This is a genomic window from Paenibacillus sp. JJ1683 (assembly GCF_053006485.1).
In genome coordinates this window covers 4,454,192-4,472,108 of record NZ_CM129820.1, presented here as the reverse complement: position 1 = coordinate 4,472,108, position 17,917 = coordinate 4,454,192, and the positions used below count along the sequence as shown (strand labels likewise).

Sequence of the window (17,917 nt, the reverse complement as noted above, 5' to 3'; positions counted from 1 at the left end):
TCGAGAAAAACAGGCGGTTACCACCTCGTAGTTTACGGCTTAAGCAGTTAGCACATTTTATCGAATAGCCACCTTGTAAGTGCGCAGCCAGTTATCCACTTGCGTCAAGTAAGCAAACAACTGAGGACCCGACATTAGCTGGCCAAACCAAGGCAGATTGGTGGATGCCTCCGGTGAGCTGGCAATATCCCGTATCTTTTTCGTATCGATCAGCTTGAGCAGTGGGGAAGAGGAATCATCCAGCAGTTGCAGCGCCTGCTTTTTCACAGCGGCAAGATAGGAGGGATTATGCGTTTTGGGATATGGGCTTTTTTTGCGATATAGCACATCATCCGGCAATACGCCCTCCAGCGCTTTGCGCAAAATACCTTTTTCACGTCCGCCTGTCATCTTAATGCTCCACGGAATGTTCCATACATATTGCACCAACCGATGATCGCAATACGGCACCCGTACTTCGAGTCCGACCCCCATACTCATCCGATCCTTGCGATCCAGCAGGGTAGGCATAAAGCGGGTGATGTTCAAATAGGACATGACGCGCATTTGCGCAGCTTTTCCTGTTTCCCCCGGTAGCTTTGGTACTTCTCCGACTGCTTCTGAGTAACGGTCGTTCAAATACTCCAGCGGCTTGATCCAGTCCCGCACTTCAGGGGATAGCAGACTCGCTCTCATATCGGGAGCAACCGCCCACGGGAATGTGCCTGAGTTCAGCATATCCTCCCGATGGAACCACGGATATCCGCCAAACACTTCATCCGCTGCTTCACCAGAAATGGCAACGGTAGCGCCCTTTTTAATCTCCCGGCAAAAGAGATACAGTGACGAATCCACGTCCGCCATGCCGGGTAAATCCCGCGTTAGCGTGGAGTTGTTCAGAGCGGCTACAACTTCAGGTGTATCGAATTCAATCCAGTGATGATTTGTCCCTAATTCATCGACCATCCGCTGTATCCAGGGAGCATCGGCTCCGGGCTGGAACGCATGGGCTTTAAAATGCTTGTCGTTGTCCACATAATCGACTGAATACGTATGAACTTGTCCCTGCCCGGTACGTTTGTAATAATCAACTGCTAATGCGGACAGAGCACTTGAATCCAGCCCGCCAGACAATAAGGTACATACCGGTACATCCGAAATAAGCTGCCGTTCCACGGTATCCATTAACAGCTCTCGTACCTTGAGTGCCGTTTCTTCGGTGTTATCCTCATGCGCAATGCTTTCCAGTTTCCAATAGGCTTGAATGCGTACGCCGTCGCGGCTGTAGGTGAGGGTATGCCCGGGACGGAGCTCCTTCATCGACGAATAGACGCCGTGTCCGGGGGTGCGTGCAGGCCCAATGATAAAAATTTCTGCCAATCCCTCGGCGTCTACTGCTGCCTCTACCGCTGGATGCTGGAGTAGGGCTTTGGGTTCGGAGCCAAATACAAATACATCTTCAGTTTGGCTATAAAATAGCGGCTTCACTCCCAGTCGATCTCGTGCCAGAAATACCTGCTCCCGCTCACTATCCCAGACCGCAAACGCAAAAATGCCGTTCAACCGATCTACACAATCCGGGCCCCATTCGATATAAGATTCGAGCAGTACCTCTGTGTCGCATTGTGTACGGAAAAAATGCCCACGTTGTTGCAGCTCTTTTTTCAGCTCAGGCGCGTTATATATTTCCCCGTTATATACAATCGTATAAGTGATATCCTCAAGCTGCCGGATCATGGGCTGAGCGCCGTTTTCCGGGTCCATTACGCTTAGTCTTCGGTGTCCGAAGGCACACGGATTGGATATCCAGGTACCCGCAGCATCCGGTCCGCGATCGGAGAGCGTTTGCGTCATATTCAGCAGCAGCTCAGATTGATGCATTAAATCTCCGTTCCACTGTATGAAACCTGTAATTCCGCACATGTCTATTCATCCTCTCTTTGTCGTGTTCATCCAGTGTTGGAATGAATCAAAAACTAAATCCCCAGTTCATCAGTATATATGCCGAAAAGAAGCATAAAATGTCTGTCCGTTCCGAAAACTACAGATGGGGCAACCCGCCTACACGTAAGGAAGGAGGGAGACAATGTACTACATCAAGGATGCCAAAATACGCCGCTTCACTGAACTTGACGGAGTGCGCTGTGCCGAGGTAGAAGTGCGTCCCGGTGCCGCAGATGACCCGGAGCTGCTGGTTTATATCACAGCTACGAATCAGAAGGATGGTCAGCCTGATTATGACATGGTACGGATCATCCGCAATGATGCCGATCTGGAGCTGGATTGGTATGACAATAATCTGCATTCGGCATTTGAAGAAGTGACCGACAAGGCTTTTACGGACTCTACGCACATTACCGCTGGTGAGGAACGGGAAAAGTTCAAAAGGGAATTGCTCTCCTATGGGCAGCTTAGTACAGAGTTTGCCAAGGAGTTCGGGGCATGAGGATATGGTGTGCACTACCTCGGCTTTTGTTAATTTGGACACCGGCGCCATCGCCAGATCAGCGTGAAAGGAGGGGGAAATCATAGACGGCAAAGCGAAGTATAAGAAAAACAAAGGCAGCAGTTATATTCATAACAATGAGTTCGCGGAAGAAGTGATGGAGAAAAATGTAAGACATGAGGTGCGAAGAAGTCCTAGACGCTTCGGTAATAAATAAACAGTCATAAACTGAGAAACGCTCATTTATAAATGACCCTGAAGAAGCCTCTGTATTCGTCAAAATTGCGAATGCGAGAGGCTTCTTTTGAATTAGGCCGCTTCACGCAGCGTCATGATCCCTTTGTAGATGTTATAGACAAAAACGCCGAGATAGACCACTACGAATAGCAGTACAAACCCGATAACCGAACCTGCATGATTGGCAGTGATAATAAAATAAACTAGCGGAATCGCCGCAATAATGGGGAAAATGTGCGATAAAATGGCTTTTTTCGCGTGTCCCTGAACATATTCGTCCCGGACTGCAATCCACACAATGACCGGCACCAGAAAAGGTGCGAAAAAAATGCTAAAATAACAAAGTGAAGACAAAAGGCCTCTCACGGATTAACCCCTCCTTTTTGGCATCGTTCTTTGTACATAATACCCTGTTAACGTCCAAATGATTCCTTTTGCAGCCTGCTTTCCTGTATAATGAAAAAATGCTTTTGACAGTTGCCCAAAATGTGATATAATCATTAATGCACTGAATACATAAGGTTTTATGGATTATCATTTTGTCCCAGTAGCTCAGCTGGATAGAGCAACGGCCTTCTAAGCCGTCGGTCGGGGGTTCGAATCCCTCCTGGGACGTAATTAAATCAGTCACAAACCGTTGATAAATGGATTTGTGAGAAATTAGGGCTTCGGTCAGGGCTTCGGTCACTGATGCAGAATCCCTTTTTTATATTACGGATTGTCAAGCTAAGTGGGACAGTTCCTCTGAAAAGGAGGGTCTGTCAAAAATTTTGTGAAAACTCTTTTAGGCACAGATTCCCCCGAGGGGGAAGTAGCGATTTATCGCAAGTGTTGACCGACCCGATCGGGGAAAAAGACCGACATCTGGAGCAACATTTGGCCTCAGTTTTGGACACGACCTGTCCATTTTCGAGTGACGTCGATGGTAGCCAGATAGAGCATCTTAAGTAAGGCTTCATCGGTAGGAAGGATGCATCTTCCTTTCGTCACCTTAAGAAGTTGGCGATGGTAACTCTCAATCCTATTGGTGGTGTAGATGAGTCTGCGAATCTCTAGCGGGTATTTAAAAAAGGTAGCAAGCTCATCCCAATGGGTTCGCCAAGAACGGATAATAAGGGGATATTTGGCTCCACAGACCTGCTCAAAACGGTCGAGTTTAAGTAAGGCGCCTTCTTCGGTAGTTGCTTTGTAAATGGGCTTTAAGTCGGGGCTTTAAGTCAGCAGTTACTTTCTTAATATCCTTGTACGAAACTACCGAGTGGAGCTACGGATTTGGCGAATGACACACTTTTGGATTTCAGTTTGGGATAGCAGACTGCAATTGCCTGAGAGAACCCGAACAAGTTATCCACGCAGATAATGAGAATGTCTTGGACTCCACGATTCTTGAGTTCATTCAGCACACTCAGCCAGAATTGAGGACTCATTTTCACCAATCCACATGCCTAGCACATCCTTGTTTCCGTCCAAATCGATGCCAATGACCATGTAGGCGGCCTTGTTGATCATGGCCCCGTCTTGTTTGACCTTGAAGAGGCCGATTCTGCCATTCTTTAATGAGAGGGACAATCTTATTTGTAACATTGGAAATAAGCGTAGGAGACACTTCAATACCATACATCTGTCCTAAATGATTCTGAATTTCTCTGGTACTGATGCCTTTGGCATACAGAGCAATGATTTGCTCTTCGATGCCAGTTGCGTTCGATATCTTGTGTAGTGATTAAGTTGTTCACCTTAACCAAATTTCCGAAGTTGCTCCTTTGACCAAAGTCCTATGTGTTTCTCTAACCTTCCCTTACTTCCATTTTAATGGGTTTGAGAGTTTACACAATATATTTTACAGACTCGCTCTGAACACATACCACGACTAAAACTTCGAAACGATAAGCTTTATTGAAATGTTTGTTCTCCTAGTCCAATAATTCCTATTATAGTACAATTAGATCAAATACTTAGAAAAGTGGTGGGTGATGATAATGAGTAACTTTTCTTTTTTTAAAGGAGAATGGGAAGTATTAGCGAAGCTTGGAGAAAGTGCCGAGCATAATTTATATAATGATCCGCATACTTCCATTATGAAATTACGTTTATTAGGTGAATCAATTGCAAAAGCTGTTTTAGCATCTGATAACATTCGTGAAGCGTATGATACAAGGCAAGTAGACCGTTTAAATACAATAAAAAAAGAAGGATTAGCAGAGCCAGAAATGTTAGATATATTCCACACGTTACGCAGAAAAGGGAATACCGCTTCTCATGAAGCATCCTATGGTACGACAGAAGAAGCAAAACAGTTACTAGCATTAGCGTATCAAATCTCGATTTGGTTTATGGAAGTATATATTGATTGGGAATTTGTCGCACCTACATATAGAGAGCCAGAGAGAGAAGAGAGTTCTAAGGAGCTTCAATTGAAGGTGCAAGCTTTAGAAGAAGAAATTGCTAAAAAGGAAAAAGAACTTCTAACGCAACTTGATACAATTACAAAGGATGAAATTACAAAAGATGTACGTGTAAGACGTAAAGAAAAATCAAAGCTACATATTCAAAAGCATCGTTTATCAGAAGCTCAAACACGTATTTTAATTGATGATAAATTACGTGCAGCTGGCTGGCTTGTTGATACAGAAAAATATAATCAAAAGAAACATAAAACGATGCCCGAAAAAAATAAAAATATGGCGATAGCAGAATGGAAAGTTGGTTCGAAATATGCGGATTATGCTTTATTCATTGGGCTGCAACTGGTCGGTATTGTCGAAGCAAAAGCAAAGCATCGTGATATTCCATCGGCACTTGAAAGCCAAGCAAAAGTATATGCACGTGAAGTACAAGCAATAGAAGGTATTGAATTATTGCCACCAAATGGAGAATATAAAGTGCCGTTTATTTTTGCTTCTAATGGTAGACCGTATTTAAGACAGCTTGAAGATCAATCGGGTATTTGGTTTTGGGATGCACGTAATCAAACGAAGCGATCTCATGCTTTAGAAGGTTGGCACTCACCATCAGATTTAAAGATGCTATTAGACGTGGATGATAGACAAGCAAATGAAAGCTTAAAAAACGAGGATATTACGAAGTTTGGTTTACGTGACTACCAACAAAAAGCGGTATTAGCAGCAGAAGAAGCATTAATGCAAGGAGCTAGAAAAATGCTTGTTGCAATGGCAACAGGTACAGGGAAAACCCGTACAGCAATCGCTCTTATGTATCGTTTAATTAAAGCGAAGAAATGTCGTCGAATATTATTTTTAGTCGATCGTAATTCACTAGGTCAACAAACGGCAGATGCTTTAAAAGATTCTAAGATGGAAAATGGTTTACCGTTTTCATCGATTTATGATGTGAAATCACTTGAAGATATGACACCAGATGTGGAAACAAAGGTGCAAATTGCAACAGTTCAAGGTATGGTAAGACGCTTGTTTTATAACGATCAAGAGCAACTACCTTCTGTTGGACAATATGATTTTATTATTGTCGATGAAGCACACCGAGGTTATACAAGTGACCGAGAAATGACAGATGATGAGCTACTATTCCGAGATCAAAGTGATTATGTAAGCCAATACCGTAGAGTTATTGATTATTTCGATGCGGCAGTGCTTGGTCTGACAGCTACACCAGCACTTCATACGACAGAAATTTTTGGTTCACCGATTTATAAATATTCTTATACAGAAGCGGTTTTAGATGGCTATTTAGTCGACCATGAGCCACCTTATTTATTTGAAACGGAATTGCAACAGCATGGTATTTCGTTTGAAAAAGGCGAAGAAGTAGAGGTTTATGATCCAGAAGAAGGCGAAATCATTTTAGAGCGGCTAGAAGATGAACTGAAATTCGAAGTCGAGCATTTTAATAAACGAGTGATTACAGAAGGCTTTAACCGAGCAGTTTTAACGAAATTAATTGATTATATTGATCCAGAAAGCGATGAAAAAACATTGATTTTTGCGGCAACAGATCAACACGCTGATTTAATCGTTCGTTTACTAAAGGAAGCATTTGCAGAAAACGGTGATGATGTATCAGATGATGCGATTGTGAAAATCACAGGTTCGATTTATCAACCGAATGAAATGATTAAACGTTTCAAAAATGAACGCTTACCAAATATTGTCGTAACAGTCGATTTACTAACGACAGGTATTGATGTACCGAAGATTACAAACATTGTTTTCTTACGCCGTATAAAGTCACGTATTCTATACGATCAAATGTTAGGGCGTGCTACTCGTTTATGTCCAGAGATTGAAAAATCTCATTTCCGTATTTTTGATGCGGTGGGAATCTATAATCAGTTACAGCAATATACAGATATGAAACCTGTTGTGAGGCAGCAAAAGGTAACAATAGCAGAGCTGCATGAATCCTTTATACAAGCAGAGACGCAAGATGAGGCACAGCACTTTTTAGATCAATTAGTGGCAAAGGTGCAACGTAAGAAACAAACATTCAATGATGAGGCAAAACGACAATTTGAGCAGCTTTCAAAAGGTGTAACAGTAGATGAATGGGCGAAAGAATTACAAACCTACACACCTGAGCAAGCACAGAATCATAGCGTATTGTTTGATTATGTAGCGACATATAAAACGAAGAAAGAGCTACAAGTCATTGCAAATCATGAAGATGAAGTGACGGATGTAAAACGTGGGTACGGGGAAGGTAACGAGCGACCAACCGATTATTTAGATGGTTTTGTACAGTTCATTCGAGAAAATATGAATGAAATCCCTGCACTTCAAATTGTGTGTACACGACCGAAAGACTTAACTCGTAAAGACTTACGTGAAATTGAAGTTATTTTAGCAACAAAGCACTTTAAGCAAGATCATTTACAAACAGCATGGAAACAAGCGAAGAATGAAGAGATTGCGGCTGATATTATTAGCTTTATTCGTCAAGCAGCATTGGGAGAGGCATTAGTATCGACTGAATCACGTGTGAAAAATGCAATGAAAAAAGTGTATTCTATGCATGATTGGACACCGAGACAGCGTAAATGGTTAGAGCGTATTGAGAAGCAACTCATTGAAATGCCTGTTCTTTCACCTAATCCACAAGATGCTTTTTCAGAAGAGCCGTTTAAAAGTCGAGGAGGATATAATCGTTTGAAGAAAGAACTAGGTGAAGAAGTCGATCAAATTGTGAAGTTAATTAATGAGAGTTTATATGCTAGTTAAAAAGCCGTGGTAATTTATGGATTATTCTTACAGAAGAGCCTAATATTGAATGATGTGTAAAGGAGTTCTTATATTGGAACTCCTTTTTTGATAGTTCTAATAGAGCGATTAACCTAAAAAGGTTATAATGTACAAAGATTAAAGGAAACATGGAGGAAGAACATGAATAACACAGAAATCGTCTCAAAACTTTGGGGCTTAGCAAACGTATTACGTGATGATGGGATTACATACCAGCAATATGTAACCGAATTAACATATATTCTATTTTTAAAAATGATGAAAGAGCAAGATGATAATGGTGGAGAACGAAAAGGTGAATCAGTTATTCCAGAAGGTTATCGTTGGGATAACTTATTAAATAAAGAAGGAATTCAACTAAAAGAATTTTATCAAGAATTATTATTAAAATTAGGATCATCAGAAGTTAATAATGAACGCTTACGCCAAATTTATAATGGTGCGTCAACAAGTATTGATGAACCGAAAAATCTTGAAAAGTTATTGAAATCAATTGATGAATTAGATTGGTATAACGCAAAGGAAGAAGGTCTAGGTGATCTATACGAGGGTTTACTTGAGAAAAATGCGAGTGAGAAAAAATCAGGTGCAGGACAATACTTTACACCACGTGTATTAATTGATGTAATGGTTAAGCTTATTGATCCAAAGGTCGGAGAACGATGCAATGACCCAGCAGCAGGTACATTTGGCTTCATGATTGCAGCAGACCGCTACTTAAAAGAGCAAACGGATGATTATTTTGATATTTCACCAGAAGAAGCGGAGTTTCAAAAGAAAGAAGCTTTCACAGGTATGGAACTTGTAAAAGATACGCACCGTTTAGCCTTAATGAACGCATTACTGCATGATATGGAAGGTCGTTTAGAGCAAGGTGATACACTATCAGCAAATGGTAAATGGATGAAGAACTTCAATGTTGTATTAACAAACCCACCATTCGGTACAAAAAAAGGTGGAGAACGTGCAACACGTGATGATTTAACATTTGAAACATCGAATAAGCAGTTAAACTTCTTACAGCTTATTTATAATTCGCTTGTAACAGATGGTACAGGACGTGCGGCTGTTGTATTACCTGATAACGTATTATTTGAAGATGGTGTAGGTGCTAAAATTCGTCAAGACTTAATGAATAAGTGTAATCTTCACACAATTCTTCGATTACCAACAGGGATTTTTTATGCGCAAGGTGTAAAAACGAATGTCCTATTTATTGAACGTGGAACAAAAGATGAAGGTAATACAAAAGAAGTATGGGTATATGATTTACGTACAAATATGCCATCGTTTGGTAAACGAACACCATTAACAGAAAAGCATTTTGATGGGTTTATTGAAGCTTACAAATCAGAAAAACGTGCAGAGATACATGATGAGCGATGGAATGTATTTACACGTGAAGTGATTGCGGCTAAAGGAGATAACTTAGACATTGGGTTAATTGCAGATGAATCATTATCAGCTTTTGCTAATTTACCAGACCCAATTGAATCAGCGGAAGAAGCAATTGACAAATTACAACAAGCAATGGATTTGTTAGGCGAGGTTGTAGCAGAACTGAAAGCGATAGAGGTGAAAGATCGTGAGTAAGAAGAAAAGAACATTGGATGATTTATTGGGAGAAGCATTAGTGCAAGAAGAAGAACAGCCTTATAAAATACCTAATAATTGGTTATGGGTGAAGTTAGAGGCAGTTACAAACTTTATTAATGGTGATAGAGGTAAAAATTATCCTTCACAGAAGGACTTTTTAGAGAATGGAATTCCCTTTATAAATGCGGGGAATATACAAAATGGTAACATAGATATATCTAAAATGAACTATATTTCTGATGAAAAGTATGATTTATTGTCAAGTGGAAAAATCGTAAAAAATGATGTTTTATATTGCTTACGAGGAACTTTGGGAAAAACTGCTATAGTAAGGGAAATTGAAAAAGGGGCAATTGCTTCTTCGTTAGTTATATTGAGACCTCATATTAATAATAATTATCTGTTTTGGTATTTAATAAGCCCACTTGGAACTTCTATGATTAACGTTCATAATAATGGTTCTGCACAACCAAATTTATCAGCGAATAATGTTAAAAAGTATACTTTTCCTTTACCCCCAATAAATGAACAACAGAGAATTGCAAATAAAATTCAAATTTTATTTGATAAAATTGATGAAGCTAATCAACTGATTGATGAAGCGAAAGAAACTTTTGGACTTAGACGTGCAGGGGTTTTAGAAGCAGCATTAAAAGGTGAATTGACAACTTCATTTAGAAAAAATGAAGTTGTAGAAGATGCACATATTCTATATAAAAAATTGAAATCAGAAGCTACTTTTAAAGCGAAAATTAATCCTGACATTCTTGAGTCTGATATTAGACATTCTATACCTTCTACATGGAAATGGGTTAAGTTAGGTGATGTTTTAAAAATAACTTCTGGTGGTACACCAAAAAAGGCATTTAAAGAATATTATGTAGATGGTAAAGTACCATGGATAAAAACAGGTGAAATTAAATGGAATAGAATTCCAGAAGCAGAAGAACATATCACTCAATTAGGTGTAGAAAAAAGTTCAGCTAAATGGTTGCCCAAAAAATCGGTATTAGTGGCGATGTATGGACAAGGTTTAACCAGAGGTCGAGCAGCTATTTTAGATATTGAAGCAACATGTAATCAAGCTGTTTGTGCATTATTACCTTCTCCTTATATAACACCTGAATATTTATATTACTATTTTATGGAGGGGTATAATAGATTTAGGAGTATTGCTAAGGGTGGAAATCAAGAGAATTTAAGTGCTACTATGATTAGTGAATTTCTATTACCGTTACCTCCTTTAAAAGAACAATTGAAAATTGTAGAATTATTAGATGAATTCTTTAATAAGGAACTTCAAGTTAAAGAATTATTGAATATAAATGTCGATGAAATCAAGTCTGCTGTTCTCTCAAAAGCCTTCAAAGGTGAATTAGGCACAAACGATGCAGCAGATGAGCCAGCAATAGAATTGTTAAAATCAATTCTTCAAGAAAAGTTATAATTTTTTAGAGAATAGATGCATAGACGGTATTTTCAGAGATATTAGTGATGCCTATATTAAGGATCATAGTTCCCTACACACATGAATAATGGGCTTTGAAAACGAAACGATTCTTCTTGATTAAAGTATTAAATGGGGTTATTGTATTCATTAAAGATACTTTCGGTCTTAGAACGTAATTTGACCGAATCCCTAGTACGAATTAAATACGTCTCAAACGCTTGATATGCCTAGTATAAGTAGTGATAACTATAGTGGTAAGCTAAGCCGTCGGTCGGGGGTCCGAATCCCTCCTGGGACGTCGAAGAGTTCAGATATGTAAAGTTTGAACGAAATTAAAATTGCTTCAAATCCTTGATATATAAGGGTTTGAGGCGTTTTTTCTTTTATTGGGGTTACGATAAAAAACGTTAGAAAAAGGTGTGATTAATACACCTCTTTACACAAATTATACACACGATTTTTACACGCTATATAAACTAATACCCCTATATTGTAGCACGCCTGTTGAATAACCACAAAATGGTAGAAAAAGGATTGTCTTTTCTGTAGAATCGTTGGTACCATCCAAACGAATCCGAAAGAAGACGAACTTATGAGAAATTCTATCACGATTACATCTATCCTTCAATCCATGCTGACTCCTGAAGAAGTTCAAAGGGTTGTGAAGTTAATAGGTTATGAAGACAAAGCCCGCAAGTTTACGGTGTACCATTTACTCCAATACTGGTGCATGGCTGCGTTCGAACAATGGGGTAGCTATCGATCCATTGGGCTCCTTATCACGGAGAGCGTGCAGCTATTAAACTTCATGTCGCTTTACGAGCAGAAAATGGGCAACCCCTTCCGGGGGTCGAAACAGATCAATAAGGCTTGATGGCAGATTGAAGTCTTCTTTCGTTGGATCAAGCAACATTTGAATATTCCAACGCTGTTGGGCATGACTGAAAATGCGGTCTATGGGCAATTATTCTGTGCTCTAATCGTCTATGTCCTGCTCAATTGGCTGTTTGTGCTGCTCAGGCCTCATGGCCCCAACATGCCGTTCTTTCCTTTGCGCGATTTTCTCGTCTATTTCTTCTTCAAACTTACCTGTTGAATGGCTGATTCAGATTCAGCACGTTCTTCTTCAGTGCACCTCTTGTTTTATGAATCGAGTTACTCAACAGGCGTGGCAGAATCTAAAAGTACCTATAATCATAAAAGATTTTTTCCATTTTTAGATAAGGATTGAGAAGACCATTTCAGCTAACTGCGGCTTTAGTTTAATAACAATCTTCCATAAAAGAGTGCGATTCTATAATAAGGATCAGTTCGTTTTCATTAAAGGGCCATATTACATCTTTTAATTTAAGTGAAACTGCCTAAAAAGTATGTTAATATCAGATTTAATAGACAGACAAACTAGTATTTATAGAGGCGAAATTATGAAAAAATATAGAATATATCAAGTAGACTCATTTACAAAAAGTAGATTTCATGGTAACCCTGCTGGGGTTGTTCCAAATGCAAATGGACTTACAGATGATCAGATGCAGAGAATTGCAAGAGAATTAAATAATTCGGAAACTGCATTTATTTTTAAAACAGATTCTTCAAATTATAATGTTGAAGTAAGATTTTTTACTCCAACAACAGAGGTTCCAATTTGTGGTCATGCAACAGTAGCAGCACATTACATTTATGCAATTGAGAGAAAAGCTGAAACTGGAAGAATTATTCAGAAAACAAAAGCAGGTATATTGCCTGTTGATGTTATAATGCATGAAGATGACTATTCTATTGTAATGACACAGGGAGAACCTTCTGTATCAGAGCCTTTAAATGATGAAATAAGAAGTCAGATTGCAAATGCGTTAGGTATTTCTTGTAAAGATATTTGCATGGAATATCCAGTTGCGATATCTTCAACAGGTCATTCTAAGGTAATGGTTCCGATTTACTCCAATGAAATACTACATAGTTTAAAACCTGATTTGCAGAAGCTTACAGAAATCAGCAAGCATATTGGATGTAATGGATATTATGTTTTTACATTAAATCCACAAGAGGATATATTGGTTCACGGAAGAATGTTTGCTCCTGCAATTGGAGTAGCTGAAGACCCGGTGACAGGAAATGCAAATGGACCGCTTGGAGCCTATTTGGTACACTATAACATTTTGCAAAATGAGAATGAGCAGTCTTTTGATTTTGATATTTTACAAGGTGAGGCAATCAAAAGAGAGGGAACAATGCATGTTCATGTGAAAAAGGAACAGGGAAAACCCGTATTAGTTCAAATTACGGGGAAAGCGGTTATTGCTTTTTCAACGGAGATCATACTTTAAAAAAGTCTAACAAATTTATCAATAAGCTTAATGACGGATTGTCAAGCCAAGTGCGACAGTTCCTCTGAAAAGGATTCGTGAGCGGTTCTCCAGCCCAGACACTTACGTGAACGTACTTCTTTCGGATGCTGGAAAATCGACTTGCCCACACCATACTTCCCCCGTGTCTCAGAGGGCTTCTGACGCTTGCCTTTGTGCCTGAGAACAGCCAGTGATAGATCGTTTTAAAGCACACGAACTCCTGTCCTTCTTGACGGTGTCGTTCTGTGATTTGCTCAGGAGACCAGGTCGCTTGAAGCTTGTCTTCGATGATGCCAGCAAGCTCTGGCGTCCATTTGCCTACAGGAATTGAAGCCCGACGTCACTGGACATAACTCTTCTGAGATGTCTCAGCACGGTAAGACCCCCCTGACCCATTATTCCGGCGGAGCTCTTGGCAAATCGTAGCAGGGTTTGAAGCTACTGTTCCCAATAAAGATTGAACCTTTATTTATAAGAGCATCTTTAACAGTCAAAAAGCCTATTAATGTTGAAATAATAAGGTTTTATGATATTAGTAACACTAGGTGGCTTTAAATGTGGAATTATAAAATTAAGGTAATCTACACATCCTCTACATATAAATTTGACAAACCCAATAACACCAACGTCCTAGCAAGTACTCCTGGGACGTATAGCAAAAAGCTTCCTACATGCATGTAGGAAGCTTTTTTGTGTTCCAGCAGGATGATTGCTGCTAGCTTTATACCGTCGCCGTCGCCTTCTCTTTATGAGCAAAAAATTGCGGCAGATGCTCTTTGTGTGCTTCCAGCAATTCATCCAGCACAGTTTGGGCGATATCGCCGCTTGGAACGAGCGGATTCAAGGTGAAGGCTTGCAGTGCTGTCGCATAGTCACCAGTGACCGCCGCTTCAATGGTCAGCTCTTCCATCGCCTTCATGACTTGCAGCAGTCCCCGTTGTGCTGGAGGGAATTTACCAAAGTTGACAGGCTCCGCACCATGCGCGCGAATGACACTAGTTACTTCGATGGCGCTATCATAAGGGACATCATCAATCGCACCGTTGTTACGCGTACTAACTACCATCAATGTGCCTTTGTTGTTATAAATAGAGTTGATGATTTCACAGGCAGCATCGCTGTAATGCGCACCGCCGCGTTTGGATAATTCCTCTGGTTTGTAATCCAGATTCGGATCTTTGTACAATTCAAACAGACTTTCTTCCAGACGTTTGACGACTTGGCCCCGAGTTCCTTCGTTTTTGGCCTCCTCTAATTCTTCCTTGAGCATGTTATCGGTCATATAGTAATACCGATGGTAAGGACAAGGTAGCATTTTCAATTGACGAACCTGATCATACAGGAAGCGCATGTTCTTAATATTTTCAACGACCTTCTCCGGTTTTGCGCCAGGAGCATACAGTCCTTCGATAACTTGTTCTGTTAATTCTTCTCCAGTTTTATCATAAACTTTGTGCCAATGAAGGTGGTTAATTCCTGCAAATTTAAAGAACAGCTCTTCTTCCGGTTTGTCCAGCACAGCCGATGCACTCTTGATCGCGCCGATTGGAACATTACATAATCCGATGACTTTATCCCACTGACCATAACGAAGCACTGCTTCGGTGACCATGCCCGCAGGGTTGGTGAAGTTAATCAACCATGCATTCGGACACAGTTCTTTCATATCTTCTACGATACTGAGGATAACGGGTATGGTACGAAAAGCTTTGAACATCCCACCAGCCCCATTGGTTTCCTGACCGATCATACCGTGTTTCAAAGGAATACTTTCATCTTTAATCCGGGCTTCCAATAAGCCTACCCGAAATTGGGTCGTTACAAAATCGGCATCCTTCAAGGCTTCCCGACGATCCAGTGTCAAATGTACTTCACAATCAATGCCGGCGGCTTTCACCATCCGTTGGGCCATGGCCCCTACGATCTCCAGTTTCTCGCGTCCTGCTTCAATATCTACCAGCCATAATTCCCGAATGGGAAGCTCTGCATAACGTTTGATAAAACCTTCTACTAATTCTGGTGTATAGCTGGAGCCTCCGCCAATAGTTGCGATTTTTATGCCTTTTTTCATGGTTAGTGCCTCCTGAGTATGTTTTTTAAAACCGCTTTCTTAAGCTCAAATTCACTGTAATCCCTGTAATGCATTACAGGTCAAGCGCTTTTAGAAAACTTATTTGGGGAAGGTGACAATTATAGGGCGGGGCCACGAAACATGCTAAACACGAACATGCTAAAATAGAAAGAACGAGGTGAGAAATGTGGCAAATATTCATGAAATTGCAAAGCTGGCGGGTGTATCCTCGGCAACGGTGTCTCGTGTCATTAATAACCATCCGTACGTAAGTGAACCGACAAGGCAGCGTGTACAGGAGGTCATAGACCGACTGGATTATGTACCTAATTTGAATGCGGTTTCATTAAAAAAGGGCATGACCAAGCTCATAGGAATTATTTCAATTTCTTTTAATGATTCATTGGGTTCATTTGTGCGTGGATTTACAACCTATGCCCAGGAGCATGGTTTTAATATGGCACTATTTATTACGAATGGAGAGAAGGAGCGGGAGCTTGAAGCACTGGAAATGTTGCGGAGAAAGCAACTGGACGCCTTGGTCTGTATGATTCGCGTCAATGAGTGGAGTGTGATTGAGCACTACACCAAATATGGTCCAATTGTGACATGGCAGCGTGTAAACATTGAGGCAATCCCGTCTGTATTTATGGACCAGTATCAGGGGTACATGCTTGCGCTGGAGCATCTGTATGCCAGAGGCTATCGCAGCATTGTGAATGTATATGGGAATATGAGGGGATTGAATACGAAGGAGCGCATACGGGCTTATCATGATTTTTGCAAAAAATATGATTTGAACGCAGATGCTTTCCCGCATTTTTATGGCTTAAATTCAATAGAAGCGGGTGAACAAATTGCTCACTGGTGGGGCGAACAATCCAACAAGCCTGATGCCTTCGCTTGTTCTACCGATTATTTGGCTGCAGGATTTTTGACCGAAGCACGTAGGCTCGGTGTTTCTGTCCCGAGTGATGTTGCAGTGGTGGGCTTTGATAACACCGAAATTTCGCATTTGCTTGATTTAACCACCATTCATTACCCGATTGACAAGCAAGCGGAAAATGCATTCATTATGATTCGAAATGCCCTAGAGGGGCTTCAGGAAGAATTACATCCCTTGGAATTCAAATTAGTAGAGCGAGCGACTACTTGATCTCCTGAGTATTCCTTTTTATCCGGTGCTGAGCTATTCAAGTCACATAATTGAGGTGTTATTTTATGCAATATAGGTTAACTGATACTCACTTATATATACTTGAGAATTCTAGGGTTCTCTGCTTTGCACGTCCAACAAATGCTTATAAGGATTTAGGAGAATTAATGGAAAATGGCACGCTCTATCATATTTCGGTACCAGAAGATTTCGAATCTTTTGATCATAATAAAGCACTAACTCCGGGTGAGGGAGGCGACTTCTTTTTTGAAGAGTTCCTTAATCCAGTACTAAAATTAATAAATGAAAATAAAAAGTAAAAAATAAAAAAGGACTCCATAACAGCATAAATCCCCAGGAGTCCTTTCTTTACACAATACTCTAATTCAAACGAATTTCTAATAATTCCATTTCGAAAATTAAGTCAAAAAAAACATGTATAGATCGTAAGTAGAATTAATGATTCAAAATAGGTATTTCCCCAAGCAGATTCTTCAAGTTAATGGAATCCCACGGCATATGTTCGGTTATACCTAACCCAACTACATCGGTTTCTTCAGATAGTTCTTTAATCAGATGAAGTAGTTGAGGTATTTGCATTGTTCCCGCAGGAGAAAGATTATAGGGAGCTTCAGGGTTGGCGAATAATAAAGAACGAAATGCTTTTGGATCAAGTACATCTAAATCAAGGTGAATCGCCAGGTGCTTGATGCCGCTTTCTTTAATCCACTCTTTTATTGATTCGGTACTGATCGTTAACTCTTGGGTCCCAGCAGTTCGAATCCCTAATCTTTGAATTACTTCAGCATCTGTTTCTATAGTAGTAACACCTAGTTTTTGAAATGTTTCTGAAAATGCTTTTGTTTCTTCTTCTGTAGGAGTTGCTAAACCAGCGATAAAGACTTTTTCAGGTTTAAGAGGTAATTTCACATATTTTGCGAACTCCTCATCTCCTTCTCCCAATAGATTTCCAAGCGGTAATGTATGTCCGTTATCATAGCCTACATATCTAACTAAATCACTGTGGGCATCGATCCAAATTAACCCTAATTCTCCACCGTATCGTTCGTTCAAATAGGCAAACGGGGCTTGTTCGACTAAGCAGTCACCACCAAACATTACAATGCGATCTGGCTTATGAGCGTCAATGATATGTTGAGCAGCCTCTAATTGTTCAAGTAGCTGTTTTCTCCCATACATACCGTTCTCGTTGGCAAGCGGAGTTCCATCATAAGCTTGAACTGGAACATGAATAAGGGGTTGATCATTGTCTGGGGCTAGCCAAGCCAGCAGTTCAGCTCCAAAAGAGTAGTTAGGATTGTTTCCTCCTTGCCATTGCGGCATTAACAGGCGTATTGTTTTAGTCATATTTTCTCTCCTTTACTTCAAATTACGGTTAGTATAAACTGAACGCAAAT

The 17,917-nt window shown here is 40.3% G+C and carries 12 protein-coding genes, 1 tRNA gene and 3 pseudogenes; 10 read left to right on the top strand and 6 right to left on the bottom strand.

The genetic code is table 11. From position 1 onward, the window contains the following. Positions 1 to 57 precede the first annotated feature (57 nt). Complete coding sequence (asnB, locus tag ACUC6J_RS19115; protein ID WP_153794468.1) at positions 58 to 1,902, bottom strand: asparagine synthase (glutamine-hydrolyzing); 1,845 nt, start codon at positions 1,900 to 1,902, stop codon at positions 58 to 60. Between the two features lie 163 nt (positions 1,903 to 2,065). Between asnB and ACUC6J_RS19110 the strand changes: the two genes are divergently transcribed. Continuing rightward, positions 2,066 to 2,425 (top strand): hypothetical protein, encoded by a 360-nt coding sequence (locus ACUC6J_RS19110; RefSeq protein ID WP_031462108.1) that lies wholly within the window; start codon positions 2,066 to 2,068, stop codon positions 2,423 to 2,425. Between the two features lie 309 nt (positions 2,426 to 2,734). On the opposite strand, the gene ACUC6J_RS19105 is transcribed toward ACUC6J_RS19110, so the two are convergent. Continuing rightward, complete coding sequence (locus ACUC6J_RS19105) at positions 2,735 to 3,028, bottom strand: DUF4870 domain-containing protein (RefSeq protein ID WP_016324668.1); 294 nt, start codon at positions 3,026 to 3,028, stop codon at positions 2,735 to 2,737. A gap of 175 nt (positions 3,029 to 3,203) precedes the next feature. Between ACUC6J_RS19105 and ACUC6J_RS19100 the strand changes: the two genes are divergently transcribed. Beyond that, positions 3,204 to 3,277: transfer RNA gene (locus ACUC6J_RS19100), tRNA-Arg, on the top strand. 204 nt (positions 3,278 to 3,481) lie between these two features. Here ACUC6J_RS19100 and ACUC6J_RS19095 read toward each other — a convergent pair. Next, a pseudogene (locus ACUC6J_RS19095) lies at positions 3,482 to 4,370 on the bottom strand (IS256 family transposase); the annotation flags it as partial. 265 nt (positions 4,371 to 4,635) lie between these two features. On the opposite strand from ACUC6J_RS19095, the gene hsdR reads away from it, so the two are divergent. The 6 genes and pseudogenes from hsdR to ACUC6J_RS19065 all read left to right on the top strand — a co-directional run bounded on the left by hsdR (position 4,636) and on the right by ACUC6J_RS19065 (position 13,251). Then, the gene (gene hsdR, locus ACUC6J_RS19090; protein ID WP_447249282.1) at positions 4,636 to 7,857 is read left to right on the top strand and encodes a type I restriction-modification system endonuclease; all 3,222 of its coding nucleotides are present in this window, start codon (positions 4,636 to 4,638) and stop codon (positions 7,855 to 7,857) included. Between the two features lie 162 nt (positions 7,858 to 8,019). Further along, entirely contained in the window at positions 8,020 to 9,471 is a 1,452-nt protein-coding gene (locus tag ACUC6J_RS19085; protein WP_447249281.1) for an N-6 DNA methylase, read from the top strand. After that, positions 9,464 to 10,921 (top strand): restriction endonuclease subunit S, encoded by a 1,458-nt coding sequence (locus tag ACUC6J_RS19080; RefSeq protein ID WP_447249280.1) that lies wholly within the window; start codon positions 9,464 to 9,466, stop codon positions 10,919 to 10,921. The genes ACUC6J_RS19085 and ACUC6J_RS19080 overlap by 8 nt, the downstream gene beginning before the upstream one ends. Positions 10,922 to 11,516: 595 nt before the next feature. Then, positions 11,517 to 11,798, top strand: a complete 282-nt coding sequence (locus tag ACUC6J_RS19075; protein WP_447249279.1) for a hypothetical protein — start codon at positions 11,517 to 11,519, stop codon at positions 11,796 to 11,798. Further along, a pseudogene (locus ACUC6J_RS19070) lies at positions 11,799 to 12,144 on the top strand (hypothetical protein); the annotation flags it as partial. It lies immediately after the preceding gene. Positions 12,145 to 12,348: 204 nt separating this feature from the next. Then, the gene (locus ACUC6J_RS19065) at positions 12,349 to 13,251 is read left to right on the top strand and encodes a PhzF family isomerase (protein WP_447249278.1); all 903 of its coding nucleotides are present in this window, start codon (positions 12,349 to 12,351) and stop codon (positions 13,249 to 13,251) included. Positions 13,252 to 13,343: 92 nt separating this feature from the next. On the opposite strand, the pseudogene ACUC6J_RS19060 reads toward ACUC6J_RS19065, so the two are convergent. Beyond that, a pseudogene (locus ACUC6J_RS19060) lies at positions 13,344 to 13,705 on the bottom strand (IS30 family transposase); the annotation flags it as partial. Positions 13,706 to 13,993: 288 nt separating this feature from the next. After that, complete coding sequence (locus ACUC6J_RS19055; RefSeq protein WP_447249277.1) at positions 13,994 to 15,343, bottom strand: 6-phospho-beta-glucosidase; 1,350 nt, start codon at positions 15,341 to 15,343, stop codon at positions 13,994 to 13,996. A gap of 187 nt (positions 15,344 to 15,530) precedes the next feature. On the opposite strand from ACUC6J_RS19055, the gene ACUC6J_RS19050 reads away from it, so the two are divergent. Then, complete coding sequence (locus ACUC6J_RS19050; RefSeq protein ID WP_167440927.1) at positions 15,531 to 16,499, top strand: LacI family DNA-binding transcriptional regulator; 969 nt, start codon at positions 15,531 to 15,533, stop codon at positions 16,497 to 16,499. 65 nt (positions 16,500 to 16,564) lie between these two features. Beyond that, positions 16,565 to 16,819, top strand: coding sequence for a hypothetical protein (locus ACUC6J_RS19045; RefSeq protein ID WP_143069147.1), 255 nt, complete (start codon positions 16,565 to 16,567; stop codon positions 16,817 to 16,819). A 136-nt stretch (positions 16,820 to 16,955) separates the two neighbouring features. Here ACUC6J_RS19045 and ACUC6J_RS19040 read toward each other — a convergent pair whose 3' ends face one another. Further along, positions 16,956 to 17,867 carry an arginase family protein gene (locus tag ACUC6J_RS19040; RefSeq protein WP_447249276.1) on the bottom strand — a complete coding sequence of 304 codons (912 nt, stop codon included), beginning with the start codon at positions 17,865 to 17,867 and terminating at the stop codon, positions 16,956 to 16,958. Between the last annotated feature and the right edge of the window lie 50 nt (positions 17,868 to 17,917).

Coding starts and splice junctions, on each gene's coding strand:
- ACUC6J_RS19045 (WP_143069147.1), top strand. CDS start 16,565: ATGCAATATAGGTTAACTGATACTCACTTATATATACTTGAGAATTCT.
- ACUC6J_RS19110 (WP_031462108.1), top strand. CDS start 2,066: ATGTACTACATCAAGGATGCCAAAATACGCCGCTTCACTGAACTTGAC.
- ACUC6J_RS19085 (WP_447249281.1), top strand. CDS start 8,020: ATGAATAACACAGAAATCGTCTCAAAACTTTGGGGCTTAGCAAACGTA.
- ACUC6J_RS19075 (WP_447249279.1), top strand. CDS start 11,517: ATGAGAAATTCTATCACGATTACATCTATCCTTCAATCCATGCTGACT.
- asnB (WP_153794468.1), bottom strand. CDS start 1,902: ATGTGCGGAATTACAGGTTTCATACAGTGGAACGGAGATTTAATGCAT.
- hsdR (WP_447249282.1), top strand. CDS start 4,636: ATGATAATGAGTAACTTTTCTTTTTTTAAAGGAGAATGGGAAGTATTA.
- ACUC6J_RS19040 (WP_447249276.1), bottom strand. CDS start 17,867: ATGACTAAAACAATACGCCTGTTAATGCCGCAATGGCAAGGAGGAAAC.
- ACUC6J_RS19065 (WP_447249278.1), top strand. CDS start 12,349: ATGAAAAAATATAGAATATATCAAGTAGACTCATTTACAAAAAGTAGA.
- ACUC6J_RS19055 (WP_447249277.1), bottom strand. CDS start 15,343: ATGAAAAAAGGCATAAAAATCGCAACTATTGGCGGAGGCTCCAGCTAT.